General features: G+C 59.7%; 26 protein-coding genes and 2 pseudogenes. 12 read left to right on the forward strand and 16 right to left on the reverse strand.

Annotation, left to right across the window (positions count from 1 at the left end; all coding sequences use genetic code 11):
• Positions 1-9 precede the first annotated feature (9 nt).
• The gene (locus tag ACFHWW_RS17805; protein WP_379939672.1) at positions 10-426 is read right to left on the reverse strand and encodes a heme-binding protein; all 417 of its coding nucleotides are present in this window, start codon (positions 424-426) and stop codon (positions 10-12) included.
• 112 nt (positions 427-538) lie between these two features.
• Here ACFHWW_RS17805 and ACFHWW_RS17810 point away from each other — a divergent pair, with 112 nt between their 5' ends.
• From ACFHWW_RS17810 to ACFHWW_RS17845, 8 genes are all read left to right on the forward strand, one after another.
• Positions 539-1435 (forward strand): LysR family transcriptional regulator, encoded by an 897-nt coding sequence (locus ACFHWW_RS17810; RefSeq protein WP_379939674.1) that lies wholly within the window; start codon positions 539-541, stop codon positions 1433-1435.
• A gap of 97 nt (positions 1436-1532) precedes the next feature.
• Positions 1533-2144 carry a GNAT family N-acetyltransferase gene (locus ACFHWW_RS17815; protein WP_379939676.1) on the forward strand — a complete coding sequence of 204 codons (612 nt, stop codon included), beginning with the start codon at positions 1533-1535 and terminating at the stop codon, positions 2142-2144.
• Positions 2145-2252: 108 nt separating this feature from the next.
• Positions 2253-2657, forward strand: a complete 405-nt coding sequence (locus ACFHWW_RS17820; RefSeq protein WP_379939678.1) for a GrpB family protein — start codon at positions 2253-2255, stop codon at positions 2655-2657.
• On the forward strand, positions 2597-2764 hold the full coding sequence (locus ACFHWW_RS17825; protein ID WP_379939681.1) for a GrpB family protein: 168 nt from the start codon (positions 2597-2599) through the stop codon (positions 2762-2764). Before ACFHWW_RS17820 ends, ACFHWW_RS17825 begins: the two co-directional genes overlap by 61 nt.
• Positions 2765-3012: 248 nt before the next feature.
• Positions 3013-4002, forward strand: a complete 990-nt coding sequence (locus tag ACFHWW_RS17830; RefSeq protein ID WP_379939683.1) for a carbon-nitrogen hydrolase family protein — start codon at positions 3013-3015, stop codon at positions 4000-4002.
• 443 nt (positions 4003-4445) lie between these two features.
• Positions 4446-4982 carry a dihydrofolate reductase family protein gene (locus tag ACFHWW_RS17835; protein ID WP_379939685.1) on the forward strand — a complete coding sequence of 179 codons (537 nt, stop codon included), beginning with the start codon at positions 4446-4448 and terminating at the stop codon, positions 4980-4982.
• Positions 4979-5557 carry a TetR/AcrR family transcriptional regulator gene (locus ACFHWW_RS17840; protein ID WP_379939687.1) on the forward strand — a complete coding sequence of 193 codons (579 nt, stop codon included), beginning with the start codon at positions 4979-4981 and terminating at the stop codon, positions 5555-5557. The genes ACFHWW_RS17835 and ACFHWW_RS17840 overlap by 4 nt, the downstream gene beginning before the upstream one ends.
• A 219-nt stretch (positions 5558-5776) precedes the next feature.
• Positions 5777-5953 (forward strand): hypothetical protein, encoded by a 177-nt coding sequence (locus ACFHWW_RS17845; RefSeq protein WP_379939689.1) that lies wholly within the window; start codon positions 5777-5779, stop codon positions 5951-5953.
• A 239-nt stretch (positions 5954-6192) separates the two neighbouring features.
• Here the strand turns inward: ACFHWW_RS17845 and ACFHWW_RS17850 are convergent, their stop codons facing one another.
• The 11 genes from ACFHWW_RS17850 to ACFHWW_RS17900 form a co-directional block, all read right to left on the reverse strand.
• The gene (locus ACFHWW_RS17850; protein ID WP_379939691.1) at positions 6193-7131 is read right to left on the reverse strand and encodes a hypothetical protein; all 939 of its coding nucleotides are present in this window, start codon (positions 7129-7131) and stop codon (positions 6193-6195) included.
• Positions 7132-7646: 515 nt separating this feature from the next.
• The gene (locus ACFHWW_RS17855) at positions 7647-8294 is read right to left on the reverse strand and encodes a phage integrase N-terminal SAM-like domain-containing protein (protein ID WP_379939693.1); all 648 of its coding nucleotides are present in this window, start codon (positions 8292-8294) and stop codon (positions 7647-7649) included.
• A 584-nt stretch (positions 8295-8878) separates the two neighbouring features.
• The gene (locus ACFHWW_RS17860) at positions 8879-9679 is read right to left on the reverse strand and encodes a gamma-glutamylcyclotransferase (protein WP_379939695.1); all 801 of its coding nucleotides are present in this window, start codon (positions 9677-9679) and stop codon (positions 8879-8881) included.
• A gap of 75 nt (positions 9680-9754) precedes the next feature.
• Positions 9755-10213: a Rid family hydrolase gene (locus ACFHWW_RS17865; protein WP_379939697.1), complete on the reverse strand. Its 459-nt coding sequence runs from the start codon at positions 10211-10213 to the stop codon at positions 9755-9757.
• 92 nt (positions 10214-10305) lie between these two features.
• Complete coding sequence (locus tag ACFHWW_RS17870; RefSeq protein WP_379939699.1) at positions 10306-11142, reverse strand: alpha/beta fold hydrolase; 837 nt, start codon at positions 11140-11142, stop codon at positions 10306-10308.
• A 174-nt stretch (positions 11143-11316) separates the two neighbouring features.
• Entirely contained in the window at positions 11317-12915 is a 1599-nt protein-coding gene (locus ACFHWW_RS17875) for an MFS transporter (protein ID WP_379939701.1), read from the reverse strand.
• Positions 12912-13349, reverse strand: a complete 438-nt coding sequence (locus ACFHWW_RS17880) for a DoxX family protein (protein WP_379939703.1) — start codon at positions 13347-13349, stop codon at positions 12912-12914. The genes ACFHWW_RS17875 and ACFHWW_RS17880 overlap by 4 nt, the downstream gene beginning before the upstream one ends.
• 205 nt (positions 13350-13554) lie before the next feature.
• Positions 13555-15537 (reverse strand): amidohydrolase, encoded by a 1983-nt coding sequence (locus tag ACFHWW_RS17885; RefSeq protein ID WP_379939705.1) that lies wholly within the window; start codon positions 15535-15537, stop codon positions 13555-13557.
• Positions 15534-15824 carry a XapX domain-containing protein gene (locus tag ACFHWW_RS17890; protein WP_379939707.1) on the reverse strand — a complete coding sequence of 97 codons (291 nt, stop codon included), beginning with the start codon at positions 15822-15824 and terminating at the stop codon, positions 15534-15536. The genes ACFHWW_RS17885 and ACFHWW_RS17890 overlap by 4 nt, the downstream gene beginning before the upstream one ends.
• A gap of 58 nt (positions 15825-15882) precedes the next feature.
• Positions 15883-16572 (reverse strand): hydrolase, encoded by a 690-nt coding sequence (locus tag ACFHWW_RS17895; RefSeq protein WP_379939709.1) that lies wholly within the window; start codon positions 16570-16572, stop codon positions 15883-15885.
• A gap of 272 nt (positions 16573-16844) precedes the next feature.
• A complete protein-coding gene (locus ACFHWW_RS17900) occupies positions 16845-17780 on the reverse strand; it encodes a VOC family protein (protein ID WP_379939859.1) in 936 nt (311 codons plus the stop codon).
• A 117-nt stretch (positions 17781-17897) separates the two neighbouring features.
• Between ACFHWW_RS17900 and ACFHWW_RS17905 the strand changes: the two genes are divergently transcribed.
• Both ACFHWW_RS17905 and ACFHWW_RS17910 read left to right on the forward strand, forming a co-directional pair.
• Positions 17898-18797 carry a LysR family transcriptional regulator gene (locus ACFHWW_RS17905; protein WP_379939711.1) on the forward strand — a complete coding sequence of 300 codons (900 nt, stop codon included), beginning with the start codon at positions 17898-17900 and terminating at the stop codon, positions 18795-18797.
• Between the two features lie 165 nt (positions 18798-18962).
• Positions 18963-19586 (forward strand): annotated as a pseudogene (locus ACFHWW_RS17910) (tyrosine-type recombinase/integrase).
• Between the two features lie 215 nt (positions 19587-19801).
• On the opposite strand, the pseudogene ACFHWW_RS17915 reads toward ACFHWW_RS17910, so the two are convergent.
• The 3 genes and pseudogenes from ACFHWW_RS17915 to ACFHWW_RS17925 form a co-directional block, all read right to left on the reverse strand.
• Positions 19802-19912 (reverse strand): annotated as a pseudogene (locus tag ACFHWW_RS17915) (autoinducer synthesis protein); the annotation flags it as partial.
• Between the two features lie 116 nt (positions 19913-20028).
• Positions 20029-20352, reverse strand: coding sequence for an ABC transporter substrate-binding protein (locus ACFHWW_RS17920; RefSeq protein ID WP_379939713.1), 324 nt, complete (start codon positions 20350-20352; stop codon positions 20029-20031).
• A gap of 443 nt (positions 20353-20795) precedes the next feature.
• Entirely contained in the window at positions 20796-22124 is a 1329-nt protein-coding gene (locus tag ACFHWW_RS17925; protein WP_379939715.1) for an MFS transporter, read from the reverse strand.
• A gap of 481 nt (positions 22125-22605) precedes the next feature.
• Between ACFHWW_RS17925 and ACFHWW_RS17930 the strand changes: the two genes are divergently transcribed.
• On the forward strand, positions 22606-23244 hold the full coding sequence (locus tag ACFHWW_RS17930) for a GDSL-type esterase/lipase family protein (RefSeq protein WP_379939717.1): 639 nt from the start codon (positions 22606-22608) through the stop codon (positions 23242-23244).
• Positions 23245-23462: 218 nt separating this feature from the next.
• Here the strand turns inward: ACFHWW_RS17930 and ACFHWW_RS17935 are convergent, their stop codons facing one another.
• Positions 23463-24785 (reverse strand): NAD(P)/FAD-dependent oxidoreductase, encoded by a 1323-nt coding sequence (locus tag ACFHWW_RS17935; RefSeq protein WP_379939719.1) that lies wholly within the window; start codon positions 24783-24785, stop codon positions 23463-23465.
• A 220-nt stretch (positions 24786-25005) separates the two neighbouring features.
• On the opposite strand from ACFHWW_RS17935, the gene ACFHWW_RS17940 reads away from it, so the two are divergent.
• Complete coding sequence (locus ACFHWW_RS17940) at positions 25006-25482, forward strand: Lrp/AsnC family transcriptional regulator (RefSeq protein ID WP_102762975.1); 477 nt, start codon at positions 25006-25008, stop codon at positions 25480-25482.
• The last annotated feature ends 80 nt before the right edge of the window (positions 25483-25562 follow it).

The following is a 25562-nucleotide window of genomic DNA, read 5'->3' on the forward strand; positions in this document are numbered from 1 at the left end:
AGGCGGGTGTCAGCCAAGGAGCACGGTTACCGCGGCCTCGGCGATTTCGAGGTCTTGCGGTACTGCACTGCCGGACACGCCAATCGCGCCGATCATCGCGCCATTGGCACCGTGGATCGGCAGACCGCCCGCAAAGGGGGCCAGGCCGCCGTTGCTGGCTTCCAGGTTGTGCGCTGGCGCTCCCGGCTTGCAAAATTTCCACACGGCTTCGCTGCTGACGGCGAACAGCGCCGCAGTGGGGTTTGCGCATGGCGAGATCAATCGATCCGAGGACCGCGGCGTCCATGCGGACGAACGCATTGAGTGCGCCCCGGCGTCCAGCACGGCGATGTTGGCTGCCACGCCGATCCGCTCGGCGCAGGCTCCGGCAGAGGCAATCGCGTGACGCGCCTGATCGGCCGTTATCGTTTCTGTGATGATGGTCATATCTGTTTCCCTTGTTCGCCAATCGCGATCGGCTGACGGGAGCAATTTGAGCCTTTTCAATTGAACTGATTAGATTGATAATTCTCAGATCAACCATGAATGAGGTTCAGTAATGCGAACGACCGATCTCGCGGAACTCGCGGCCTTCGATGCGGTGGCGAGGCATCGCAGCTTCCGAAAGGCAAGCGAAGAGCGAGGCGTGACGGCCTCCGCGATCAGCCATGCCGTGGCCAATCTCGAGGCTCGCATAGGCATTCGCCTGCTCAACCGCACCACCCGAAGCGTGTCATTGACCGACGCCGGTGCCATGCTGCTGGCGGACCTGTCCCCCGCGTTCAATAGCATTGGCTCGGCACTCGACGCCCTCAACCAGTACCGCGAAACGCCCTTCGGCAAGGTTCGCATCAATGCCCCGAATTCGATCGCTCCCTTCGTGCTCGGACCAATCATAGGCACGCTGGTCGAACGGAATCCGAAACTGGTGTTGGAGGTCATCGCAACCGATCGCCTCGTCGACATCGTGCAGGAAGGGTTCGACGCTGGCATCCGTCTCGGCGAGAGCCTGCACGAGGGCATGACTGCTGTGAGGATCAATCGACGGCTGCGCTTCACTGTGGTCGGGTCTCCCGCCTATTTCGCGCGCCGGCCGATGCCGACCACGCCGGACGACCTAAAGCAGCATGTCTGCATTCGGAACATGTTCGCGACGGGCGCGCACTATCCATGGTGGTTCAACCGCGATGGAAGCGACGTCGAGTTCGAGCCGACCGGGCCTATCGCTCTGCATGATCACGAATTGATGATCGAAGCGGCGCTCGCCGGGGTCGCACTCGCCTATGTCTGGGAGGATCGGGCGCGGCCCTATATTGCAAGCGGACGGCTGGTCAATTGCCTGGAGGCATGGATCGCCCCGGAGAACTGGCTCTACATCTATTATCCGACGCGCAAGCACATCTCAGCGGGGCTCCGGGCCGTCATCGACGCGCTGCGCGGCAGCGCGGGGATTTGACGTTCGGTGGCGGCCATTGAGTGCGTGATCGCCACCGGCAGCTTCGCGCCTTCATGTCGGTCATAGCGGAAGTCATCGCGCCTGGCGGAAAGCAGACATGGTTCTGAAAGCGGCGTCACGCCGCCTGTGCGCCATGAGCGGCTACGTCTTTCGGGTTGTCATCCATGGGGCTTTACGTAAGCTCCATTTTCCTGGATATCCTTCAGAACGACAGCGAAGCCATATGGACATTCAACCAGCAGCCCCCGAAGACGAGGAGGCGATAGTTCACCTTTGGCATCAGGGATGGCATGACGCTCATGCCGAACTGGTTCCTCCAGAGGCTCTAGTTTACCGGACCAAGAGTCACTTCCGCATCTGGTTGAGGGAAGCGCCAGATACTTTCTACGTTGCTCGATCAGGCGACAACCTGATTGGTTTCGTTTCCTTGATGGGGATCGAAGTCGTCAAACTCTACGTTGGCGTAGGCGCTCGAGGCACCGGCGTGGCGTCTGCCTTGTTGGGTTTCGCAGAACACGCTTTGCGGCAAGACGGGGTATCTCAGGCGGAGCTTTTTTGCACAGCGGGCAACATCCGAGCCGAACGTTTTTACATCCGACAGGGTTGGTGCCTCATCGACACATTCGACGATGCTCTCTGGGCACCGCCTGGCATCAGTCAGAAGTTCGTCGTCTCCACTCACCGCTATCGGAAAAGTTTGGCGAACTAGCAATGACGGCCAAGGACCGACAGCGGCCATGTCGCTGAGTGCCGATAGAAGACATGCACTGGCCGGATCGGCTAACATCGGTTGTTCGCCATATCGACGGATCCGCACATGCCGAGCTTAGTCGAACTCGTCCCTTACGATACGAATTGGTTGAAAGATTTTTCAGCGGCTGAAGCTTTGCTAAGAACAACGCTTCGCAAATGCGTCTTGGCTGTCGACCACATAGGCAGCACGGCTGTACCGGGCTTGGCCGCAAAGCCGATGCTCGACATTGATGTAACCCTATCCGGGTTGGCCGACATTCCCGACGCAAGCGCGAACCTCATCAAGGCTGGATTCGAACCGCGTGGCAATCGCTACGATGTCAATGTTTGCGCTTTCCTTTTGAAACGCCTGCGCCTCAGATCAGGGTCTACCTCTGCCCGCCCTCAAACCAGACCCACGAACAGCGGATGCTTTTCCGAAATCATCTTCGTCAACATGACGACGTGGCTGCTGCATACCTGGCCCTGAAAAGCCAGCTTGCGGCGCAGTTTCCGTATGATGGGGATCGTTATACGTCGGGAAAGAGTGCCTTCATCTCCGAAATAGTCCGCGCGGCGCAAAGAGAGGCGCGGTGACCGGGGCCGACTACCGCCTTGGCTAGGAGCGCTCCAGAAGCGTTCTTCGCGAGTGATCAATGCTGATTGACGAATCAGCGCGGGGCGGCGCATCATTCGCGCGGCGTGGCCTGCGCCTAACCTCCTAGACCTCCCCCAGCATGGTCTTGAACAGAGGCAAAGGGACTGACGTCTCGGGTCGGTTGTCTTGGTCCGATCGTTTTGGCGGGTTGCTGGGGAACTACGTCCGGAACGTGAAAGGCCTCACAATGACCCAAAACGGAAATTTCAAACGTCGTGTACGCGCTCGCGCGGCAAAGACAGGCGAATCTTACACCGCAGCTCTTCACCACATCCGCCAGCCGTCGGCCAAGCTTGCCATCCACGCAATACGGCTTGCTGTGGCGCAAACCTCTCTATTTGAAGATCCTCGCGACAAGTCTGCGCTTCGAGCGAGTGGGACGGAGTTGCGCGCCCTGATGATTGCCGCTCATAGAGCAGGCGCTCGTGTGATCCATTTCCCTGAAGGCGCGACATGCTCGCCCAACAAGCGGCTTATGTCAGAGAGCGGCCCCAAGGAGATCGGCCCATCAGACTGGGGGCGATATGAGTGGGCCACTTTGCGTTCAGAATTGGCGGCCACCAGCGAGCTGGCGAGGAAATTGAAGCTATGGACGGTGCTTGGGTCCGTCCATCAGCTTACACCTCCTCATCGGCCGCATAATAGCCTCTACGTCATATCAGATTGCGGAAGACTGGTGACCCGCTACGACGAGCGTATGCTATCGAATACCAAAATTTCCTTCATGTATTCGCCTGGAAAAATGCCGATGACATTCGAAGTGGATGGAGTGCGGTTCGGCTGCGCACTCGGGATGGAATCACACTATCCAGAGTTATTCACGGAGTATGAGCGGCTTGAGGCAGATTGCGTTCTGTTCTCGACTACCGGCGAAAGCCCTTCCGCCGCACCAGCTTTCGCCGCGGAGGTGTTAGGCCACGCTGCCAGCAATACGTATTGGGTCAGCTACTCAGCTCACGCGCCGCAAAGCGTAGCTATTCCTGCTGGGATAGCATCGCCAGATGGCCGCTGGGCAGCCCAATGCGCGGCAGATGGCTCAACTTCGATCTCCGTCACCGATGTTACCATTGACCGGGAGCATCCGGCGCGGCCCTGGCGGCGAAGCGCTCGCGCCGACCTATACGCTCCTCATCAGGTGGACGGCGACGTGAGAAGCGACAGCCGCGACCAATTCTGATTAGAAATACGGTCAGGGGCAGCCCCTGGCCGCGACTTGATCCCTTCGGGCCGGCTGCCGACTTGGCCGGATCGCGCCTTCATGTCGCGTTCCGGCGCGGCTCCGGCGACCCTAAACCTGCCATAAGCGGGCCGCGTTGCTTGGTCATCGAAGGTCCAATGATCGCCTTCAGAGCCTCCGACACGTATCCTTGCAGATCCTCTACTTCCTTCGTGCCGCCCTTGATGTTCACCTTCTTGGTGCGCCTTTCTCGTCGAGGCCGAGGTGATACTCATCCCTCTTCTGCCTTTCGACGACCGTTCCGCCGCCCACCTTCGAGCGTCCGAGCGAACAAGCGTTGGTGAAGTCGACGGTCTGGTGGGTGATCTGGTCCGGTGCGCGCGCTGGTATTGACAGTTCGCACAAGGAGATAAATTATACGTTGTATAATTTTGGGGCGCGAGATGATTACCGGTCATATTTTCATTGCAACCAGCCTGGACGGGTTCATCGCTCGCGATAACGGCGACATTGAATGGTTGCTTGAGCATGACGCTTCAGGCGAAGACCACGGCTACAATGATTTCATCAAGGACATCGACGCCATAATCATGGGCCGAGGCACCTTCGAAGCGGTGCGCGACATGAAACCGTGGTTCTATAGTCGCCCGGTGCTCGTCCTTTCAGCCACCCTGGCGGACCAGACGGTTCCCGACGATCTTGCCGGTAAGGTGCGTTTCACGGAAAAGTCGCCACAGCAAGCCATGGCGATGCTCGAAACGGAAGGGTGTCGTCGTGTCTATGTCGATGGGGGGCGTGTCATTCAATCCTTCCTTTTGGACGGATTGGTCAGCGATCTGGTGGTCACGCGCGTTCCCATACTGCTCGGCAGCGGCCGTCCCTTATTCGGCCCGCTTACGCGCGACATTCGTCTCGCTCATGTGAGCACCCGCGCGTTTCCTTCCGGGCTGGTACAATCGACCTACACTATTGCGCAATGACAAGGCGAAGCCGAGGCAGGCCGCGCGCCGATAACGAAAGCGTCTCGCCGGCAAAGATCCTTTCCGAGGCGCTGACTCTGCTGGACATTGAGGGGGTTGAAAGTCTCACCATGCGCGCGGTCGCCCTGCGTGCGGGCGTCAATCCTATGACTATCTATCACCACTTCCAGGATCGGGACGGATTGATCCGAGCGTTGGCGGACACCGTCTATGCCGATGTTGCTCCACCTTCGGGAGGAACCGTCCGATCTCGGATAGAGGGCTTGTTGCGGGCATATCGGTCGGAGGTGGTGCGCCATCCGGGTTTGACCCTTGCCATTTTCAACCGGCCAGCCGTGTTCCCTCAACACGCTAGACGGATCACCGAAAACCTTGCAAACCTCTTGGGCAACCTTGGCCTTTCGCCTTCGCAGGCCTTGCTATGGGTCCATATTCTGGTGGACTATACGCACGGCGCGGCGCTTGCCGTGGCGATGAGCGGGACGAGCGGCAGCGCGCTGCAGGTAGACATCGATCCGGATTATGGAAACTACGAACGGGCCGTTTCTGAACTGCTGGACCGTCTTAACAAGTAGTGCTAGCGGCGGCTTACGAGGACGCTAAGTACCAGGCAGCAATGACCGTTATAAGGTCGTCAGCCGAAAAGCAGATTCTGCAAAATTCCACCCGTTAGCGGACTATCAGCAGACGTGCCCCTTTTCACCCTCAACTAATGGCAACTGCCCACGTCTGCCAAAGTTGACACGGTGGATGCCCATGCGCAAAAAGTCCTCGGTATTGGGAGGCAAATGCGGATGACGGATTCGCAACTAAATGCGGAGGTTCTCCTGAACCTCGGCTTCGTCGACGTAGGCAAATGGCAGCCGAAAGGCGACTCCATTGCTTACGATCTTGACGGCGCAGACACCTCAGCGCGCGAGGTTCTGCTGGACGCCTCAAACGGGCTCTACGCCTTCGTGCGTGGTGATTAAGTTGTCTATATCGGGAAGACCGCCCGCTCGACGTCGAGGACGCACTGCTCTTAGCAGAGCGAACCGAAATTTGACATTTGGGCGGTCACCAAATTGGATGACCGCTTCAGCTCCGCTTTAAGACTGGCAGTGGATAAAGCACCATTCGGTGTCGCAGAAATCGGTCACGCAAAACCGAATTTGGCACCTGACTTTTGCGACGGAAATTCCTGAGAGTGCCGGCGATTTTGACGCGAAACTTAGGATTTCTGCGACATGCCTTGAAGCGCGGATAGAAAACGGGGGTACGTCGGGGCGAGCCTTCGCAAGGTGGCGGCCGCCTCTGCATCACGCCCAACCACCAATGGGTATTGCAGCGAGCCAATCAAAACGGCTTGGTCAGAGGCTATTTGGGCCGCGTCAGCTCGACCGACACGGGCAAGGCATCTTGCCGCATCGGCAAGCCGCCTTGCGCCCACGCGCACGGCGAAGTGGATCAGGTGCCCACGTAGATCGTCGCTGCACCCGTTCTCGATCATGCTTGCCAGCAGCTCGGCGGCTTCATCATTGCCAACGGTGCCCTCTGGCAAGTGCTGCGCGTGTTCCATCGACAGCCACCGCATCGCAGCGGGCAGCGAAGCCCGGATTATGTCATCCTCCCCAACCTCACGCACACGGCGAAAATGGGTCCGCATGGTATAGGGCTCGCCGTAGTCAAGGGTTTCCGCCCGCCACGCGGTTAAAAAATCATCCAGCGGCAGGGATGCGAAGGGATAGCCTTGCGGGTCGTGCATCCGCACCTGTCTGTTATCAACGGCAAGCACGACAACATAGTGGTCCGCTCCTATGGGGCCACGCATGCCGGGTTGGTGCCGAAGATAGCCCATCTCCACCGGGCCAATCCAGACCGGGCCGTCGGAGAGCGCCGATTTGAGCCGGGCAAGCGCATCCTCCGCGCTGCCGCCCTTGGTGACGCCCGAAGTCCAGCCCATCGCGTCGAGGGCGTCGTTGAAACCGGCTTCGGGTGTCCATCCATAGGGATCGAAGAACGGCAGCGCGCCACCCACGAGCTGCATACCGAAGGGGCTGCTGGTCGCGACCTCGATGGCCGCTGTTGACGGCGCATCCCCTCCGAACATCATCGCGAACGAATTAGCGTAGCAGTATGGGCCAGAGCCGACATAGGGAACATGCTTCATGGATTTGCCTCCGATGTGAGCGCGAGAGGCAAGACAAGAGCGGCATTTTCCCAAAAATTGTCAACTGTGTCGCGAAGATGATCAAGATAACAGCGACGTGCAAGGTTCGCTTTAAGCGCCCTTGCCTCCCATCATAAACGGCAGAAATGGGGTCGCTTGCCGAACGGCAGCTATCGGCTGGGCATTTTCCAAGACCGGACAGTCCGCAGTCGTGAAGAGTTTCGGGTGCCGGCAGGCGTACGAAAGTCCCCGAGGAAGGAACCCGCGGGCCACAGGCGATGGCGATGGCTATGGGGATTTTGATCTACGGCTGATCTGTGCGGTAGCGCGACTGCAGCCAGACGGTGGAGCGATGGATGCGGACAGGTCGCTTCGTTGCGCGTCCGCGCGGGTTAGCCGGCCCGGCACCTGGCCCGTCACAACCCTGTCAGCGGCGATAATCAGCATGAACGCGCGTGGGTCGGTTGCCGGAGGCGGGGCGTCTGCGGCTGAAGTCTTGCTTCTTCCATGCTGGGTCATGAAGCCGTCTCCCGGTTTGTCGCCGTCGCATCCGGCGGTCCGCGCGGCTGCTTCCAGCGTTCGAACATCTCGATGACGATCATTCGTCCGCCGCAGCAGGGGCATGGCGGGCGGAAGTCATCCTGTTCACCTGGTGCGCCGTCATCGACCGGTGCGGCGACGTGCAGGAGTTCGCGCGCGAGCGCGAGGCTGGTCTTGCGGGCGGAGCTGGCGAGCAGGCCGTAGTGCCGGATACGATGGAAGCCACGCGGCAAGACATGGAGCAGGAAACGGCGGATCAACTCATCGACCCGGGCAACCTCGTCGCGGCTCAGCACCACAGGCAGGTTCCGAGGATGCGCCAGCCGGACGAGCCTGCGCGCCAGGTCCGGGCGATCGAGGGTCTGGGTGAAGAAGAAGCGTAGCGCCGACACGATGCTGTTCATCGTCGGAACGGGAACGCCATCCTGCTGCTGCTCGATCTGGAACCGGCGCAGGTCGTCGGCGGTCGCCGTGTCTGGCGAACGCCCGAGGAAGGTTGCCAGGCGACCGATGTCGCGGAGATAGTTGCGCTGCGTTTCGCGTGAGAAACGTCGCATGTTCATGTCGTCGATCAACCGCTGGCGCAGCGGGCTGATAGGTGTGTCGAGTTGGGGGTACTGCATGGTCAGGCTCCTTGTTGAAGAAGCTCGTCATGCTCCGCCCTTGCCGGACGACGTTCAATTCAGGCGCAATCTCCAGCCTGCGTCCTCTACCTCAGCCGCAGACGCCCTCCCGCGCAGCGGGTTCGTTCGTCGGCCCCGTTGCGGTCATTGCCCACGGGTCCCCAGCCACCTCGTGAGGATACTCCAGTATACGCCGGAACCCCGTAGGATTGGCGCGGTCAGATCACGCAAGTAGCTGCGAAGACATCGCTTTTTCTACTGGGGAAATGCGGCTACGGAACTGAGGGAATGGGTCCACCAACGGCTTGCCTGGGGGCCTCGGATTCTCACATGATTGCAATGACTTAGAGAATTCGTCTTTGTTTCCCTTGTCTTTACCCGTCGCGAGCGACCGTGGATGCTACCCTTGTGCCCTGGCTTTGGGCATCAGTCAACAGGACGGGCGAGCGGCAATTATTTCCGTTCTTGGACCTCCTGAAGGTGATTACGCCGCCATTATACCGGCGGCAGTTATGCTCTCGATATCCATCATCGATGCAAGTAGTGGCGCTTCTGAAAGAGGACATTGGGTTGTGGGCAGCGCGTTAACGTCCGCCTATTGCGGCCTTAAAACCAGAGCCAAGTGCGAGCGATACCGCTCGATCCAGATCCGAAAGAGGAGAAAGCTGTCCCCCGTTGAAATCCTGAATCTTTGCTGCCACCAGCGCCTGAAGCCGCCATAAGTTGCGATCGTAGACGCGCCTGTCTGCGAGGTAGGAAACGGCGCGGTACAGATATTCTGCGCAGGATCCCGCCGGTCCGCATGCCTGGGCAATGAGCCCAGCGGCTTCGTCAAGCGCAATCTTCTCGGTCAACAGCGAGGTCTTTGGACTTGCCCAGAAGGTGAGCGCACGCCGGGGCCCGGAAGGAGTCCGGGCAGACACCCAGCGGATCATCTCGCAGACCTCCGCATAGCGGATCTCTCGTGCGAGAAGGCGGCGAATGTCCTGTTGCCTTTGGCTTCGGGACATCTTCAAAGCGACACCAGAGCAGCTTCCTCCAGGTCTAAGTGCTAGCATGAGGCCGGGCGCATCAGTGGTCGCCCTAAGGCGTTCAATCCGAAGCGAGAACGCCCTGTGCCATCCATGGATGACGGCAGCTTCGCGTGCAGAAGGCTCAAAACCAGGATTCCACATCAGGGATCCGTAGGCGAATACCCATATATCCTCGTCCGCGACCTCCTCCTCAACCCGCTTCACGAGCTCCTCGAGTTGCTGAGATGAAATCGGCGTCCAATTGGGCTCCGGGCCTTCATCTTCGACAACCTTGAGCGTTCTGGCAACAAGATCAGGCGTCAATTGTAGAGCAATTGGGGCACGTGTCTTATTGGCAGGTCTTCTTTCCATCTTGGTCACCGTTCTGAGGAGATGGGCGCCGAAGCTCGGTCGTGTCCGGCGGTTAATGACTTGGACTTTGAGCAGTCAGTCAGCGGGACGGTCGATAACCGCGCGGAATGTGATCTCAACGATCTGTTCCGGAAACGCCAATGCAGTGACGCCGATCAGATTGCTGGCGCACTGGGGTATGTCCGTTCCGTACATCTCCTTGCGGATCTTTGATCCGGCTTCAAAAGCGCTCGGAACATCCAGGACGTAAAGCGTCTCTTCAACGACATCGTCGAGAGTGGCGCCAAATTCCGCAAGCAGCTTCTTGGTATTGACGTAAGTCTGACGAATTTGCGCTTCCATCTGCGAGAAGTCGGAGGGACGACCGTTATCATCGAGCTCCGCTGGACCAACGAGCTTGCCGTCATCACCGTGGCTCAACTGCCCGGAGATGTAGATGGTGTCCTTGACCTGCACGGCCTGGACGTAACCGAAGGCCTGCTCCCAGACAACGCCGTGGTTGGCGATCTTCTTTGCGGATTTGTTGGTGGGCATAGTCGTCTCCTTGGAGAGGGTCGTGATTAGGTCTTTCTCGCGCTGTGCGAGGCGGCGGATGTGCTAGAGGCCGCTCCCGCCGCAGGCTCTGATCAAGCCTGGACGAAGGCCAGCAGGTCGGCGTTGAGAACATCGGCATTGACGGTAAGCATGCCGTGCGAGAAGCCGGGATAGGTCTTGAGCGTACCATTCTTCAGAAGCTTGACCGACTTGAGTGCCGAATCGGCGATCGGCACAATCTGGTCGTCTTCGCCATGCAGCACGAGTGTCGGCACACTGATTCCCTTGAGGTCTTCCGTCTGATCGGTCTCGGAGAAGGCCTTGATGCCGTCGTAATGAGCCTTGGCGCTGCCCATCATGCCTTGCCGCCACCAATTCTGGATTACGCCTTCCTGAACGGTCGCACCGTCGCGATTGAAGCCGTAGAATGGGCCAGCGGGAACGTCGCGGAAGAACTGCGCGCGGTTGGCGGTGAGTGCCGAGCGGAAACCGTCGAAGACTTCCATCGGCAGGCCTTCCGGATTGCTTTCGGTCTTCAGCATCAGCGGCGGAACGGCGGAAACCAAAACGGCCTTGGCAACGCGGCCTGCAGGCTCGCCGTGCTTGGTAACATAACGGGCAACTTCGCCGCCGCCGGTGGAGTGGCCGATATGGACGGCGTTCTTGAGATCAAGAGCTTCGGCGACCGCAAAGGCGTCGGCCGCATAGTGGTCCATGTCGTGCCCCTCAGAGACCTGGGCGGAACGGCCGTGGCCGCGGCGGTCATGGGCGACGACCCGATAGCCGTGGTGGAGGAAGAACAGCATCTGCGCGTCCCAGTCGTCCGAGGACAGCGGCCAGCCGTGGTGGAAGACGATCGGCTGCGCGTCCTTCGGACCCCAGTCCTTGTAGAAGATTTCGACGCCGTCGTTAGTCGTGATGTATGCCATTGTAGTAGCTCCTTTGTTTTATAATGCAGCACGCATTGAGCGTTCGGTGAGCTGCCGTTGTCTGACGCTTTCAATCTAGCGGAAGTCGCCCGATCAGCAATTGCAGCAATAGTTTCGAGTTTATTGCGATTTTGGAAATTATCCGAAGGCGGAGGTCACCCCGCTGTTACCCCGTCAGGCAGTGCCCGGTCGGTTGATTGTCAGGAAGTGGCGAACGACAGGCTTTTCTGCTCCGGCATGGAAGGCGAGAACCTTGCCTTGCAGGTCGGCGTCGGCGTTCGATACCCGCTTGTGCTGACGAAGATGCTCGGCCCAGGACTCGACCATGAACCATTCGACGATCTTCTCAGGGTCGGCTGAGTCTTCGGTGACGCCCCAGCCATAGGCCCCATCGCGGCGACGTTCCTGGGAGAGCTGGTCGAGCGCGTGCAGAAAGGCACTCCGGTGATGCTTCTCCACCTGGTATTCGATCAGGATCAGAACCGGGCCGCGGTCCTGGGCGACCGGTTCGGCGGCAAGCGGCTCGGGCCAGTGGTTCGACGGCACCAGGTCGGCTTCGCCTGCCGGGAGTTTGACGCGGTGCATGACGAACCCTGCGACAAGCAGACCTGCCGCGCCAATGAGCAGGGTAGACTGGATGCCAACGGCCTCGCCGATTGCACCCCAGCCGAGGCTGCCCGCAGTCATCGCGCCGTTGAAGACGGTCAGGTAGACGGCGAGTCCGCGACCGCGAACCCAGTTTGGCAGCACCGACTGCGCTGTGCCGTTCAGCGTTGTCAGGGCGGTAATCCAGGCGGCGCCGAGGAAGAGGAGGACAGTGATGGCGACGATCTTCGGCGGTGCAAGTGCAAGCACAACCATGGCGACCGCGGTGATGATGGCGGCGCCGAGAAGCAGGCCGTCGGAGTTCAGGCGTTGACGCAGCTTCGGCATCACGAGTGCTCCCCCGATTGCACCAGCGCCGACCGCGCCAAGCAGGATCCCGTAGAAGCTGGCATCACCACCGAGCAGTTGCCGGGCAACCAGAGGAAGGAGCGCCCAAACCGCGCTGGCAAAGGCGAAGAAGATCGTCGCACGGAGGAGAACCACATGCAGCGGCCTGCTGGAACGGGTGTATCGAAGTCCTGCTCGGAAGGCACCGAAGAAGTTCTCCTGAAGCGCGTCGCTGGCGTTCTTGGCGCGCGGCCACCAAAGCAGAGCGGCGATGACCACGATGTAGCTCGCAACGTCCGCCCCGTAGGTAATCCCTGCTCCAAAGGCGGCGAGAAGCAGACCGCCAGCGGCCGGTCCTATGGACCGGGCGATGTTGATGCCAAGCGAGTTAAGGGCGACAGCGCTTTTCACGTCTTCCCGCTTTACCAGTTCCGGCACGATCGCTTGCCAGGTCGGGCCCATCAGCGCCGCCCCAATGCCGCCTAAAAAGGTTAGGCCGATAAGTGCGCTGACCGAAAGCATGCCGGTCTGCGAAAGGACCATCAGGGAGATGCTGACGGATGCCAGCAGGAGCTGGACGGCGATCAGGAACTTGCGGCGGTCGAGGATGTCGGTGAGAACACCTGCGGGGATGGCGAGCAGGAAGATCGGCAGGGTTCCGGCTGCCTGAACCATGGCAACCGCGGCCGGCGATGCAGACAGGTCCGTCATCAGCCAGGAGCTTGCGACGTCGCGCATGAAGCTTCCGGTATTGCCGAGGACGGTGGCTGCCCACAGAACCGCGAAGACGGGCTGTGCAAGAGGCGCGAAGGTGCCTCCAGATGACTTGGCGGGGCTCATTTGCCTGCTCCCTTCGTGAGGTCGTATGCGGCGACGAAAACGAATGCGCCAGCGAGCCCAAGATGTTCGAAGAAGGCGTTTGTCGCCATAATGCGATCCATTCCGGGCGCCATTTCCCAGAAACGCAGTGCGATGAAGGTGGCGAGGATGGTGAAGCCGGCCAAGGCGAGCGCGCCCACCCAACGGAGAAAGCCTGTGACGACCATCGCGGACGCCGTGAGTTCGAAGACAATGACGGCCACCGCAAAGAAAGCTGTGGGGTGCAGACCAAAATGATTCATCTCGGCGAGCGCACCATTGAAGTCGGCGATCTTGGTGAGAGGCCCCTGGATATAGGCGGCGCAGAGCGCGAGGAGGGCCGTCGTCCGCAGTGCGGATGCCGATGCGATGTCGGCGAGAAGCCTGCGTGTTTTCGAATGTGAGGTGCTGGTCATCGTTGCTCCTGCGATCTTGGCCGGTCAGTTCGAGCGGCATGTGTGTTCGTCTGACAGAGCAATATTGTTGGGAACCACCTGTTATATCAATTGCATCAATAGTTTCCACTTAATTGCAGGATTCGCAATTATATGCGAGTGGCGGGAACGCAAACGGGCAGCGATTGCCGCCGCTGCCCGTGGTTTCATTGATATTGATATGGCCTCAGACGGCCCAGCAGGAGCATCCAAGGGCGCCGAAGAAACCCTTGAGGTCGGCGATGGGAAGCTTGGATGTCCAGGCGCCGGCATGATCGTGGCCATGCACACCACAATCGCTGGCGCAGCCGCAGGTCGAGATTGCCGTGCGGCGCAGCGAGCGGGCGCCTGCACCCTCCGGTTCGCCCCAGGCGGCGTATCCGCCGAACTTGCGAGCCGGCGACCAATCCGGCATGGCAGGCGGGATATCGTTCTCGTCGAGGGCCTTGAACTCGCCCGCACCGTAGACAATCTTGCCGCCGACCATGGTGAGTTCCGACACGATGAAGGAGATCTCGTCCTCGGCGCAGGCGAAGAAGTCCTTGTCCGGTACGACGAGATCGGCGAACTGGCCTTTCTCGATCCGGCCCTTCTTGCCTTCCTCGTTGGAGAACCATGTGACCTTCTCGGTCCACATGCGTAGCGCCGTTTCGCGGTCGAGGCAGTTGGCGCGCGGGTAAAGCTGCATGCCGCCCACCGTCTTGCCAGTCACCATCCACGACAGCGACACCCACGGATTGTAGGAGGCGACGCGGGTGGCATCGGTGCCGGCCGAAACGTTGACGCCCTTGTCGAGCATACGCTTGATCGGCGGCGTGGCTTCGGCAACCCCATGACCATAACGCTCGACGAAATATTCGCCCTGATAGGCCATGCGGTGCTGCGTGGCGATGCCGCCGCCAAGGGCCGCGATCCGGTCGATGGATCGATCAGAGATCGTCTCGGCGTGGTCGAAGAACCAGTTAAGGCCCTCGAGTGGAATATCCTTGTTGACCTTCTCGAAGACGTCGAGCGAGCGCGAGATGGTTTCGTCATAGGTGGCATGCATCCGCCATGGCCAGCGGTTTTCCGCCAGGACACGAACGACCTCTTCCAGTTCGCCTTCCATCTCCGGGCCCATCTCCGGACGCGGCTGGCGAAAATCTTCGAAGTCGGCGGCGGAGAAGACCAGCATCTCGCCAGCACCGTTATGGCGGAAGTAGTCGTTGCCCTGCTTGTATTTTACCGAGGACGTCCAGTTGAGGAAGTCTTCCTTCTCCTGCTTCGGCTTCTGCGTGAAGAGGTTATAGGCAAGGCGAACGGTGAGCTGATTCTCGTCGGACAGCTTCTGGATGACTTCGTAATCATCCGGATAGTTCTGGTTGCCGCCGCCCGCATCGATGACGCCCGTCACGCCGAGGCGATTGAGTTCGCGCATGAAGTGGCGGGTGGAATTGACTTGGTAGTCGAAAGGCAGCTTTGGACCCTTGGCAAGCGTCGAGTAGAGGATGCCGGCGTTCGGCTTGGCAAGCAGCATCCCTGTGGGGTTGCCGTTGGCATCACGGGTGATCTCGCCGCCCGGCGGGTTCGGCGTGTCGTGCGTGTACCCCACGGCGCGCAGCGCGGCACCGTTCAGCAGCGCCCTATCATAGAGATGCAGCAGGAAAACCGGCGTATCGGGCGCTACTGCATTGATCTCCTCGATCGTCGGCAGGCGCTTCTCGGCGAACTGGTTCTCGGTGAACCCGCCGACGACGCGGACCCATTGCGGTGCCGGAGTGATCGCCACCTGGCGCTTGAGCATGTCCATCGCGTCGGCCAGTGATCGAATGCCATCCCAGCGGAGTTCCATGTTATAGTTCAGGCCGCCACGGACGACATGGGTGTGGTTGTCGATCAGGCCCGGCAAAACGCGCTTGCCCTTGAGATCAACGATCTTTGTGGTGGATCCGGCGAGTGCCATGATTTCGCTATCGGAGCCAACTTCCAGAAACAGACCGTCCTTGATTGCGATTGCGGTTGCGTTCGGATTTGTGCGGTCGAGCGTGGTCACGCGGCCGTTGCGAAGGATCAGGTCGGGATGCATGTTATCTACTCCGGTCTGTTTGAGATCGGCGGCTTTCGCCGGGGAGAAGAGGTTGGAGAAGGCCAGACTGGACGCCCCGCCAAGAAAGGATCGGCGCGTCGTCATGAACTTCGCTCCTCTGCATCCGTCGTCGCCCTATGGGTAACCTCGGTGCGGTCGGCGCCCTTGGGGAGGTGACCGAACATGTGCGGCCTGATCTGGTTCATCCACGAGACAGCCGCCGGTTCCTGCGCCAGCAGCGTCCTGGCGAAGGGAATAAGCTGCTCGCCGACCAGAATGCCGAGCAGGCCGACGAGGGCGATCACCGGCGGGGCAGGCGAGCGAACATTCAGTAGGCTGTAGACGATCCCGACGAGCAGACCGGCTCCGAGCGACATGAGATACATTTTCATGAAACACCTATCCGATTTGAAGCCGCTCCGACGGGCTGCCGGAGCGGCGGGGAGATCATTACTTTGCCGGGTTCGGGCCGATGCGCTTGCCATGCTTGACACGTTCTTCCGCGCCATGGACCATCGTGTAGGCATAGTCGATGCCCATGCCGTAGGCGCCCGAATGCTCCTTCACCAGCTTGGTGACCGCGTCGTATGTCTCCTTGCGTGCCCAGTCGCGCTGCCATTCGAGCAGGACCTGCTGCCAGGTGACCGGGATCACGCCCGCCTGCACCATGCGATCCATGGCGCGGTTGTGGGCCTCCAGCGAGGTGCCACCGGAGGCGTCGGCCACCATGTAGATCTCGTAGTCGGAAACGTCGTTGAGAGCGGAGAGGGCAAACGTCGTGTTGCAGACTTCTGTCCATAGACCGGAGACAACAATCTTCTTGCGGCCATTGGCTGCATTCTTCGCCAAGGCGTCGCGGACGTTCTGGTCGTCCCAGGAGTTCATCGATGTACGTTCAAGGATGTCGTTCTCGGGGAAAACTGCCAGCAGCTCGGGATAAGTATTGCCTGAGAAGGACAGTGTCTCGACCGTGGTAATGGTGGTTGGGATATCGAAGATTTTGGCTGCCTTGGCGAGGCCCACGACGTTGTTCTTCAGCGTCTGCCGGTCGATCGACTGGACGCCGAAAGCCATCTGCGGCTGCTGATCGATGAAAATGAGCTGGCTGTTTGCCGGTGTCAGGACTTCGAGCTTGGACATGGTTCTCTTCCTCTAGGTTGCGGCTGGCGAAGGGTGCCAAAATGGATAGCTGCTGTCGGGAGTTTCCTGGCCTGCTTGACCGTTTTGCTCACCGTCTTGGCTGCTGAAATCAAACCTATCGCCGAATGCGCCAGCGTGGAATGGCAATAAAAATGTCGAATGAATTGCTGAAAGTGAAATAGTTCCTGGTGAAGTTCTGCGGCCGCATGGCAAGAAGGGCCGCAACCCTTCCGGATCGCGGCCCTTCCTCTGTCGTTAGGAACGGAGTGCGGCTATGCAGTCAGGGGGACGAGGTTTGCCTCGATTTCGTCCCGGAACTGCTCGTATCGGCTCGGCAGCTTGAGTGCCTCCCCGAGATTGGCGGTGTCCTCGTCGCGATCAAATCCCGGCTCGTTGGTGGCGATCTCGAACAATACACCGCCCGGTGTGCGGAAGTAGATCGCCCAGAAGTAATCCCGGTCGATCACCGGGGTGACCTGATAGCCCGTATCCATCAGAGCCTTGCGCACTTCCAACTGCTTTTCCCGGTTTTCAACCGCGAAAGCGATATGGTGGACCGAACCCGCGCCCTGCCGGGCGAAGGGCGTCTTTGGGAGGAGCTGAAGATCGATTGTGTCGGCACCGTTTCCGTTTGGAATGACGAAGCGCGTCACATCCCCCTCCTTCTCCGCTCGCCGGTAGCCCATGAAGCCCAGTAGTTCCTCGGTCGCAGCCGTGTCATGAAGGCTGAAGCGTGCTCCTGCAAAACCGCGAATGGCCACGTCGTCGGGAATGTCGCCGCCCAGCCAGGGTGCCGAGCGGCGATCGTCAGCCGACTCGATCAGCGCGAGGCTGTCGCCGTCCGGTCCCATGAACCGCAGCCGGCTGGCCCCGAAGACGGTGTCTGTTTCCACTCCGTCGACACCCTGGGACGAGAGGCGGTCCCGCCAGAACTTGAGCGAACCCTTGGGCACGGAAAACTGCGTCTCGCCGACCTCCCCGACGCCCGGACGTCCAAGCATCATGTTCTGGAACGGGAAGTAGGTCATCACCGTCCCCGCAGATCCTGTCTCGTCCCCGTAGTAAAGGTGATAGACGCTGGGATCGTCGAAGTTCACGGTCTGCTTGACGCGGCGCAGGCCAAGCGTCTCGGTGAAAAAGCGGTTGTTCTGGCGCGCGTCCGACGCCATCGACGTCACGTGGTGCAGTCCCTTGATGTCCTTGATCATGTCGATGCCTTTCAATCAGCACTTGTTTTTGTTGCGTGAACTGAGTGTAGGCCGATTGATCAAGCGACAGAATTGCAATACTTCTTTTGACAGAATTGCAGAAAGTGAAATAATAAAATGAACGATTATAAGGCTCTTCGCACCTTCCTCCTTGCTGCGGAGAAGCGCAATTTCGCTCAGGTGGCTCGCGAACTCGACATGACGCCCGCGGCCGTAACCCGCGCCATCGCTGCGCTCGAGGCGGAACTGGGTCTGCAGCTTTTCGTTCGCACGACGCGGCAGGTGTCCCTGACCACCGACGGCGCGATCTTCGCGGCGCAGATCCAGCCGGCAGTGAAGACACTTGAAGATGCGCGCCGCGAGGTGATGAACGCCCATAAGGCCGAGGAGGGACGCCTCAGGATTAGCGCGCCGACTTGGTTCGGAAAGGTCGTGCTGCCGCCGATCCTGTCCGGCTTCAAGGAGAAGTATCCGAAGATGTGCTTCGAGATCTCTCTTTCGGACGGCCTGGTGAACATCGTCGACGACGACTATGACCTCGCAATCCGCATCTCATCCCAGCCATCCGACAAGTTCACGATCTGGAGAAAGATCCGTGTCGTGCCGCGCATCCTGGTTGCAGCGCCCGGCAGCCGCTTCGTCGACATGTCGCATCCTCATGAGCTGACGCCGGACGACTGCCTTGCCTATAGCGGGGAAAGCCGGCGGGAGAACTGGGTCCTGTCGGACGGTGGGTCAAGCATCGCGATTTCTGCTGGGCGGTCATTCAGTGCCAATAGTGGCGAGGTGCTGGCCGGTATGGCCGCGGATGGAGCAGGCGTCGCCTTGCTTCCCGGTTTCAACATCGCGGAACATATCCGTAGCGGACGTCTCGTCCACGTCTTCAAGGGATGGGCGCCGCCTGACCTCTGGCTGACCCTCTACTATCCGCCTTACCAAGCATTACCGCCGCGTATCGCCTCGTTCTCGAAATTCTTCGAGGAGCAAGTCGCCTCTCACATGGTGATGCTGGACTAGGCTCACTTGCCAGGCCGATAGCAACGCTTTGCGTTTCCGTTTAGTGCCCGTGCCGGAAATCCGAAAGCGGACAAGGTGGCAAAAGCGCTTTTTGCACGGCCGCCGAGCTGCTACGCTGGTGTTTCCCGTTTCTCCATCGGTTAATCAAGGCCGAGGAGAACTCACATGGGCCACGCTCAATACCATGATGCCAGCCGTGAACGAGCCGCTTGGAACGCAGGAAAGAAGGTGGGAACCAAGCGTCCGCTCACACAGAAGCAAATCTGAGCTGTTCGCTTCTTCCTCGATCACGAGGGACGTATTCGTGACCGCGCCTTGTTCGATCTGGCAATCGACAGCAAGCTTCGCGGCTGCGACCTGATAAAGATCAGGATGATCTGGTCGCCGGGGCCGGAAATTCGGACCCGTGCGATCGTTGTTCAGCAAAAGACGGGTCGGCCAGTCCAGTTTGAGATCACCAGCGACGTCAGAGCCAGCCTTCTGGCTTGGCTTGAAAGGCGTGGGGGCACGATCGACGACTATGCATTCCCGAGCCGGATCAATCACGCCCACCACATGTGCACGCGGCAATACGCCCGCCTGGTAGGGGTGACCGCGATTGGTCCGCCTCCGGAGGAGTATGGCACGCATTCGCTTCGACGCACGAAGGCATCGATGATCTACAAAGCGACAGGAAATCTCCGCGCCATCCAGATCCTGCTTGGCCACTCCAAGATCGAGAACACCGTTCGCTACCTTGGCGTCGATGTCGAGGACGCACTGCTCTTGGCAGCGCGAACCGAAATTTGACATCTGAGCGGTCACCTGATGCATATTGGATGACCGCTTCAGGTCACAGCGTACGTTGCCGTTCTGCAAGTCCTGGGTGGGAAGCCGAACGGCCGCTTTAAGACTGGCAGTGGATAAAGCGGCCATTCGGTGTCGCAGAAATTGGTCACGCAGGACCGAATTTGGCACCTGACTTTTGCGACGGAAATTCCTGAGAGCGCCGGCGATTTTGACGCGACGTCCCAGCCCAACCGGGCGGAAAAGATCCGGGCGCGCAATTGGGGATGCATGCGGAGGAGCCGGGCTTCTTCGTCATTCCGTGGCTTCGAGATCGCGAGAATCTGCATGAATTTCTCCGTCGTTGTTGGTCGGCGGTGAAATCAGCACGGATCGGAATCGGTTGGCAGTTGTAGAATCCTACAAAGCCAAGCCGAGATAAGCGGGCAATGCGGAAAGGGCTTGGTCATTCGGATGGGGATATCGCTGCCTTCGCTCGCAATCTCAGCAATCGGAGCTTGGGACAAGACGCCGACCCCGCGAGTGCCCTCTGAAGGCCGACGTCGGCAGTTTCGGCAGTGAGCGGGGTTCCATCATGGAAGGTTGCCTTGCTGCGCAGCGTAAAGGCCCAGCTGAGGCCGTCCTGCGAAACCGCCCATTTTTCCGCAAGACCTGGAACGAGTGCGCCTTGCTCGTCTGTCGTAAGAAGCGTTTCGGCTCCCTGAAGACGGCTGAAGACATAGCCGGTCTGTGCGGGCTCGATACCGGTGACTTCCCCTGGCCCAGCCACTTTCGGCCTCTGGGCGGGAAGCCCGATATAGGCGCAGCGAGCGCCAGCGTAAGGAAGGGCGCCTTCATTATGCGCATCGTATTCTCCGTAGTGCTTTAAGGTGATGTCTTCTTGTCAATCGGGCTTGTTCCAGAAGGGCGAGAACGCGTGCCCGATATCGTCTTCGTGACATCCTGCAGGCGTCGCGCTACGCAGTCGCAAAAGCACGCGGAGAGCGGGAATCCGAGTTCCTGCGTCCCGCCCGCCAGTATGAGCAGATGCGGGTCCGACACGCTGTCGCCGACCAGGTAGCCAAGGTTGCCGCCGATAAGGTGGGGGGTGTGCGACGAGGCAGATTGCCGCGTCTCCGATGGTCAGACGGCCGTAACGGGTTCGACTGGACAGTCACCGCGCCGAGCCGCCTCAATGGGGGTGATGGCCGAGTGTCTGCATGGGCGACCGTGTTACAACTCGGTTCGAGGCTCGGTTGGCTGCCAAATGCTTATTCTGCGGGTCTCTGGCATTAAGAAGATGGCGAGCACGAAACACACGGCAGGAACGGCAATTGGGTAGATTAGCGCGTACCCGATACTACCTGTCGCTGCGAAGGCCGCCGAGGTTATGAACGGCACCAGTCCGCCACCCCAGCCGTTTCCGATGTGATACGGCACTGATACCGACGTGTACCGAATCCTACCGGGAAAATATTCCGCCAGAAACGCCCCAACCGGTCCGTAGACCATGCCGACATAGCAAACGAGGATGAAGATGATGAAGATAGCGATCGGATAGTTGATGCTCCCAGGCTGCGTGACCGCACCGAGCCACAAATACAGCGGGTAATAGGTGAGCGCGGCGAGCAGCATTCCTCCCAGGATCACTGGCTTGCGGCCGATTATGTCGGAAAGCCAGCCAAAGAGGATTAGGCTCGGCGTTGCAAGAAGCAATGCCGCTCCGACGATGTAGGCGGAGTTCAGCGGATCCACTTTGGAGACCTGCTGCAGAAAGTACAACGCCCAGAACTGTCCGCTGTACCAGACCACGCCCTGTCCAATAAGCACGATGGTGGCGATCCCCACATATTTAATGTTGGAGCTGAGAAACGCTTCCCTCCAGGGATTTTGGGTCATTTGCCCCTTGGCCTTGATCTCCTGGAAGATTGGTGTCTCCTGGAGCTGGAGCCGGATGTAGATCGCGATGCCTACAAGCAGGAACGACACCAGGAATGGAACGCGCCACGCCCATGCGTCGAAAGCTTCACTGCCGAAATAGGTCCGCGCCGCGATGATCACCGCCAGCGACACCACGATTCCGAGAGTCGGGGAAGTCTGAAGCCAGCCTGTATAGTAGCCGCGGCGTTCGTCGGGGACGTGCTCGGCGACGTAGGTGATGGCGCCGCCATACTCGCCGCCCAAGCACAAGCCCTGGATCATCCGCAAGCTGAAAAGAAGGAAGGCAGCGGTCAGACCGATCGACTCATAGGTGGGGATTAAACCGATCGCACCGGTGCCTAACCCCATTCCCGTCAGCGTGATGAGGAACGTGTATTTGCGGCCGACCCTATCGCCCATCCAGCCGAAGAGGAAAGCGCCAAGTGGGCGGATCAGGAATCCTGCCGTGAAGAGCGCAATCGTACTCAGCAGCGCCGCAACCGGGTGTGATTGCTCGAAGAACTTGACGGACAGAACCGCAGCCAAGCTCCCGAAGATATAGAAGTCATACCATTCGATGATGTTTCCAACCGATGCGGCAACGATCACGCGGCGGAAATCCGTCGGGACTTGAACAGCCATGTTGCTTCCTCCCGTTTCAAGACATGGCTCTCAGTAATTTCCTATAGTTTACCACGAAAATCGCTTGGCCAAAATCGAGCAGTGCTCGCGAAACGGCATCGCGCCACCAGGATTAGCATTGAAGACGGAGGAGGGCCCCGTGAAACAACACTCCCGCTTGGCCATGCCGAGCCGCTCTTTTAGAGTTCCAGGGTGCGGGCGTCATTCCAAGCGCTTTGCTCACCAATTTCCGCTCTCCACTGGTGGCGGACCGAGGAAGCGTCCGCCCTTCGAAAGCCGGCTCTGAATCCTGTGCCTTGAATGGAGCCCAACCGAAGACTTCGAATGCTTCGGCAAGCTTGCCTCATACGCTCTTACCGCTAGTTATTCGCTTGACCAGGAGACGAGTGCGGTGATGATGGCGTTGTCGCGTAGCGGCCTCTTGCTGGCGGCTGCTATCTCCGGCCGCTACTGCGCGCATGTCATGGCAGGGTAAACGGCTGTGGCGAAAAAGGTCGTGCTTCTGGGCGATTCGGTGTTCGACAACGGGGCTTACGTCGCCGGCGGGGCAGACGTCCTGCAGCATCTTGTGCGTCGGCTGCCGGCGGGGTGGTCTGCCTCTTTACTTGCCGCTGACGGCAGTCTGATGGAGGATGTGCGTCTGCAACTGCAGCGCCTACCGACCGATGCCACCCACCTGGTAGCAAGCGTGGGCGGCAACGATGCACTCCGCGTCTCCGAGGTCTTAAACGCTCCCTCGCGCTGGGTCGGCGACGCACTGCTCAGGCTCGCGGCCGTAAGAGAGCAGTTCTGCTCAAGCTATTTCGATATCCTAGATGCCGTACTAGCCGCCAAACTTCCGACGGCCATCTGCACGATTTACGACGTACGCTACGCCGACCCCGACCAAAGGCGCGTTGCGGTCACGGCCCTCTCGATCCTTAATGACTGCATTACTCGTGCAGCCGCCGAGCGAGGGGTTGCGCTAATCGACCTCCGCGTTATCTGCGACGAGGATAGCGATTTCGCCAATGCCATCGAACCGTCCGAGAAGGGCGGCGGCAAAATCGCTTCCGCCATCGTCTCGTTTGTTGCCCCGAATCCATCACCAGGTGGACGCGGCGAACTGATTGTACGCTGATTTCGACATCGAGCCCAATTCGGCGAATCGGGCTGCGGCTTGGCTCGGTTTAGACGCCGCGGGTCCTTGCGCTCACTCTGCTCGCAACTTCGCAGCGCCGGCACGCTCGTGACCGGACGAGGTAGCGGGGTGTACTTTGGCTCAACGCGTCCTACCGCCAACCTTGTGACAAGCCCCCTGAATGAACTTGAGTTGCGCGCGCGACCGACCCGAAAGCGCTAAAACTCAGCCACTTTGCCCCAGGCGGAGCCTGTAAGACGCTCCGGTTTGTAGGGAATAGGGTCGACAAGGGGCGTTTGTCCGGTGATGACATCTGCGATCAGATGACCGGCACCCGGGCCGATTCCGAAGCCATGTCCGCTGAAACCGGCCGCGAGAATGAAGCCGGGAATGTTGGGGACCTCGCCGATGGCCGGCACACCGTCGGGCGTGCTGTCGATATAGCCGGCCCATCTTGAGGCGATTTTCGCCTTTGCGAGACCTGGCAGTAAGTTCCGGGCCCGGCGGAGAACTTCGGAAATCGTGCCCTCGTCGACAGCCGGATCGAGAATACGCATGTGTTCCATCGGTGTGCGCTCATCGAGCCGCCAGCGTCTGAGCGTTTCATGTCCCGAGCGCCAGCCCTCGACCCCGCCCGGTGCCAGATTCCGCCAGCGGCGGGCAAACATCGGTACGAAATATCTCGCGAACCGGAGTTGCTGTGCCGTAACGTCGACCCTGGCGCGGCCGCTGATCGCCAGGGTGTAACCGCCATCGGCACGCCGTGTCGTGGAGACCTCCGTCGTGTGGAGAGCATCCGGCAGGCCCTCGACAGGTTCGACGGACAGAATCGACGACCGGACCGAAGCCTGAGGGAAGCGCACACCCAGGTTGTTGCAGAATGACGAGGCCCAAGCGCCACCGGCAAGGACGGCGACCTTTGTCCGGATTGTCCCTTTCTCGGTGATAACGGCGGAGAGTCGGCCGCCACTCGTCTCAATGCCGCGAGCTGCGCAATTCTGGAGTACAACGCCGCCCGCGCTGATGATCGCGCGCGCCACCGCAGGCGCTGCCTTGGACGGATCCGCGGTGCCGTCAGACGAAGAAAAGACACCGCCTTTCCACGGCTTCCCCGTGGCTTTGCCACGCTCGGTCGCCTCCGTGGAAGATAGCATGAAGGTGGTCACACCCGCCGTGCGGGCGAAGTCCCGCCAGCGAGCCCAGCCCTCCAACTCCCTCTCGTTGTTGGAGAGATAGAGAAGCCCGCAGCGTCGGAAGCCGGTGTCCTCTCCGGTCTCGGCGGCGAACCGATCCCAGAGATTAAGGCTCTTGGTGGAGAGTGGAAGTTCGCGGGCATCGCGGTTCTGTTGCCGGCACCACCCCCAATTGCGGCTCGATTGCTCGGCGCCAATAAGCCCCTTTTCAACGAGAACTACCTTGAGACCGCGGCAAACGAGATAGTAGGCCGTAAAGACGCCGACGATGCCGCCCCCGATCACGACCACATCTGCGGCTTGGGGCTGGGAGTCCGTGGTTTCTAGGAGAACGAGCGGGGCAGGCATGGTCATCTCCGTTGAGGCAAATCCATACTATTGCGGGCTCCGCCAAAGTGGCGCGCTGAATCCAGCGTTCAACGGAATAATGTTCTGCAATCGATGGCAAGTATAACCATTTATGCTGGCTGGATGTTTCCAAGCGAAAATGGACAAGGTGGGAAGCTGTGTTATGCTCTCTGGCATAATCTGCTGAAAGGCGGGCCCGAAACGGCCCCGGGGAGACCGCGTGAAGCTCGACCGCATCGACATCAAGATTCTCTATGAATTGCAGAAGAACGGCCGGATCACCAATGTCGAGCTCGCCGAATTAGTTCATCTATCGCCGAGCCCTTGTCTGATGCGGGTGAAAAAACTGCAGTCGGAGGGCTATATCGACGGCTATTCCGCCCATATTAACACCGCCAAACTCGGTCAGACTATAACGGTATTCACCGAAATCACCTTGAAGAACCACCGGCAGGTTGATTTCGCACGCTTCCTGTCGACTGCCGAAAAGATTGACTCGGTCATCGAATGCCACCTGGTTTCAGGTGGGTACGACTATCTGATCAAGTTCGTCACCAGCGGCATCGCCGAATATCAGGAGATCATGGAGCGTCTCATCGACATGGATATCGGCATCGACCGATATTTCAGTTACGTCGTGTTGAAATCGCCGATCGTCAAATCGCACCTGCCGCTGACCAGCCTATTTCCCTTGTGAGCCGGCAAAAGCCAGCAAAGTTCGAGTGGCGCCTCCCGAGCAAGGCTTTTCCGAGCTGCCGGAAGTAAACAACTCGCTCC

Source organism: Sinorhizobium sp. P24N7, assembly GCF_042436655.1.
In the GTDB taxonomy this organism is placed as follows: domain Bacteria; phylum Pseudomonadota; class Alphaproteobacteria; order Rhizobiales; family Rhizobiaceae; genus Sinorhizobium; species Sinorhizobium meliloti_A.

What these genes read in the sequence shown, in the direction of transcription:
- ACFHWW_RS17805 (WP_379939672.1), bottom strand. Translation starts at nt 426, where the DNA reads ATGACCATCATCACAGAAACGATAACGGCCGATCAGGCGCGTCACGCG.
- ACFHWW_RS17810 (WP_379939674.1), top strand. Translation starts at nt 539, where the DNA reads ATGCGAACGACCGATCTCGCGGAACTCGCGGCCTTCGATGCGGTGGCG.
- ACFHWW_RS17815 (WP_379939676.1), top strand. Translation starts at nt 1,533, where the DNA reads ATGGTTCTGAAAGCGGCGTCACGCCGCCTGTGCGCCATGAGCGGCTAC.
- ACFHWW_RS17820 (WP_379939678.1), top strand. Translation starts at nt 2,253, where the DNA reads ATGCCGAGCTTAGTCGAACTCGTCCCTTACGATACGAATTGGTTGAAA.
- ACFHWW_RS17825 (WP_379939681.1), top strand. Translation starts at nt 2,597, where the DNA reads ATGCTTTTCCGAAATCATCTTCGTCAACATGACGACGTGGCTGCTGCA.
- ACFHWW_RS17830 (WP_379939683.1), top strand. Translation starts at nt 3,013, where the DNA reads ATGACCCAAAACGGAAATTTCAAACGTCGTGTACGCGCTCGCGCGGCA.
- ACFHWW_RS17835 (WP_379939685.1), top strand. Translation starts at nt 4,446, where the DNA reads ATGATTACCGGTCATATTTTCATTGCAACCAGCCTGGACGGGTTCATC.
- ACFHWW_RS17840 (WP_379939687.1), top strand. Translation starts at nt 4,979, where the DNA reads ATGACAAGGCGAAGCCGAGGCAGGCCGCGCGCCGATAACGAAAGCGTC.
- ACFHWW_RS17845 (WP_379939689.1), top strand. Translation starts at nt 5,777, where the DNA reads ATGACGGATTCGCAACTAAATGCGGAGGTTCTCCTGAACCTCGGCTTC.
- ACFHWW_RS17850 (WP_379939691.1), bottom strand. Translation starts at nt 7,131, where the DNA reads ATGAAGCATGTTCCCTATGTCGGCTCTGGCCCATACTGCTACGCTAAT.
- ACFHWW_RS17855 (WP_379939693.1), bottom strand. Translation starts at nt 8,294, where the DNA reads ATGCAGTACCCCCAACTCGACACACCTATCAGCCCGCTGCGCCAGCGG.
- ACFHWW_RS17860 (WP_379939695.1), bottom strand. Translation starts at nt 9,679, where the DNA reads ATGGAAAGAAGACCTGCCAATAAGACACGTGCCCCAATTGCTCTACAA.
- ACFHWW_RS17865 (WP_379939697.1), bottom strand. Translation starts at nt 10,213, where the DNA reads ATGCCCACCAACAAATCCGCAAAGAAGATCGCCAACCACGGCGTTGTC.
- ACFHWW_RS17870 (WP_379939699.1), bottom strand. Translation starts at nt 11,142, where the DNA reads ATGGCATACATCACGACTAACGACGGCGTCGAAATCTTCTACAAGGAC.
- ACFHWW_RS17875 (WP_379939701.1), bottom strand. Translation starts at nt 12,915, where the DNA reads ATGAGCCCCGCCAAGTCATCTGGAGGCACCTTCGCGCCTCTTGCACAG.
- ACFHWW_RS17880 (WP_379939703.1), bottom strand. Translation starts at nt 13,349, where the DNA reads ATGACCAGCACCTCACATTCGAAAACACGCAGGCTTCTCGCCGACATC.
- ACFHWW_RS17885 (WP_379939705.1), bottom strand. Translation starts at nt 15,537, where the DNA reads ATGACGACGCGCCGATCCTTTCTTGGCGGGGCGTCCAGTCTGGCCTTC.
- ACFHWW_RS17890 (WP_379939707.1), bottom strand. Translation starts at nt 15,824, where the DNA reads ATGAAAATGTATCTCATGTCGCTCGGAGCCGGTCTGCTCGTCGGGATC.
- ACFHWW_RS17895 (WP_379939709.1), bottom strand. Translation starts at nt 16,572, where the DNA reads ATGTCCAAGCTCGAAGTCCTGACACCGGCAAACAGCCAGCTCATTTTC.
- ACFHWW_RS17900 (WP_379939859.1), bottom strand. Translation starts at nt 17,780, where the DNA reads ATGATCAAGGACATCAAGGGACTGCACCACGTGACGTCGATGGCGTCG.
- ACFHWW_RS17905 (WP_379939711.1), top strand. Translation starts at nt 17,898, where the DNA reads ATGAACGATTATAAGGCTCTTCGCACCTTCCTCCTTGCTGCGGAGAAG.
- ACFHWW_RS17925 (WP_379939715.1), bottom strand. Translation starts at nt 22,124, where the DNA reads ATGGCTGTTCAAGTCCCGACGGATTTCCGCCGCGTGATCGTTGCCGCA.
- ACFHWW_RS17935 (WP_379939719.1), bottom strand. Translation starts at nt 24,785, where the DNA reads ATGCCTGCCCCGCTCGTTCTCCTAGAAACCACGGACTCCCAGCCCCAA.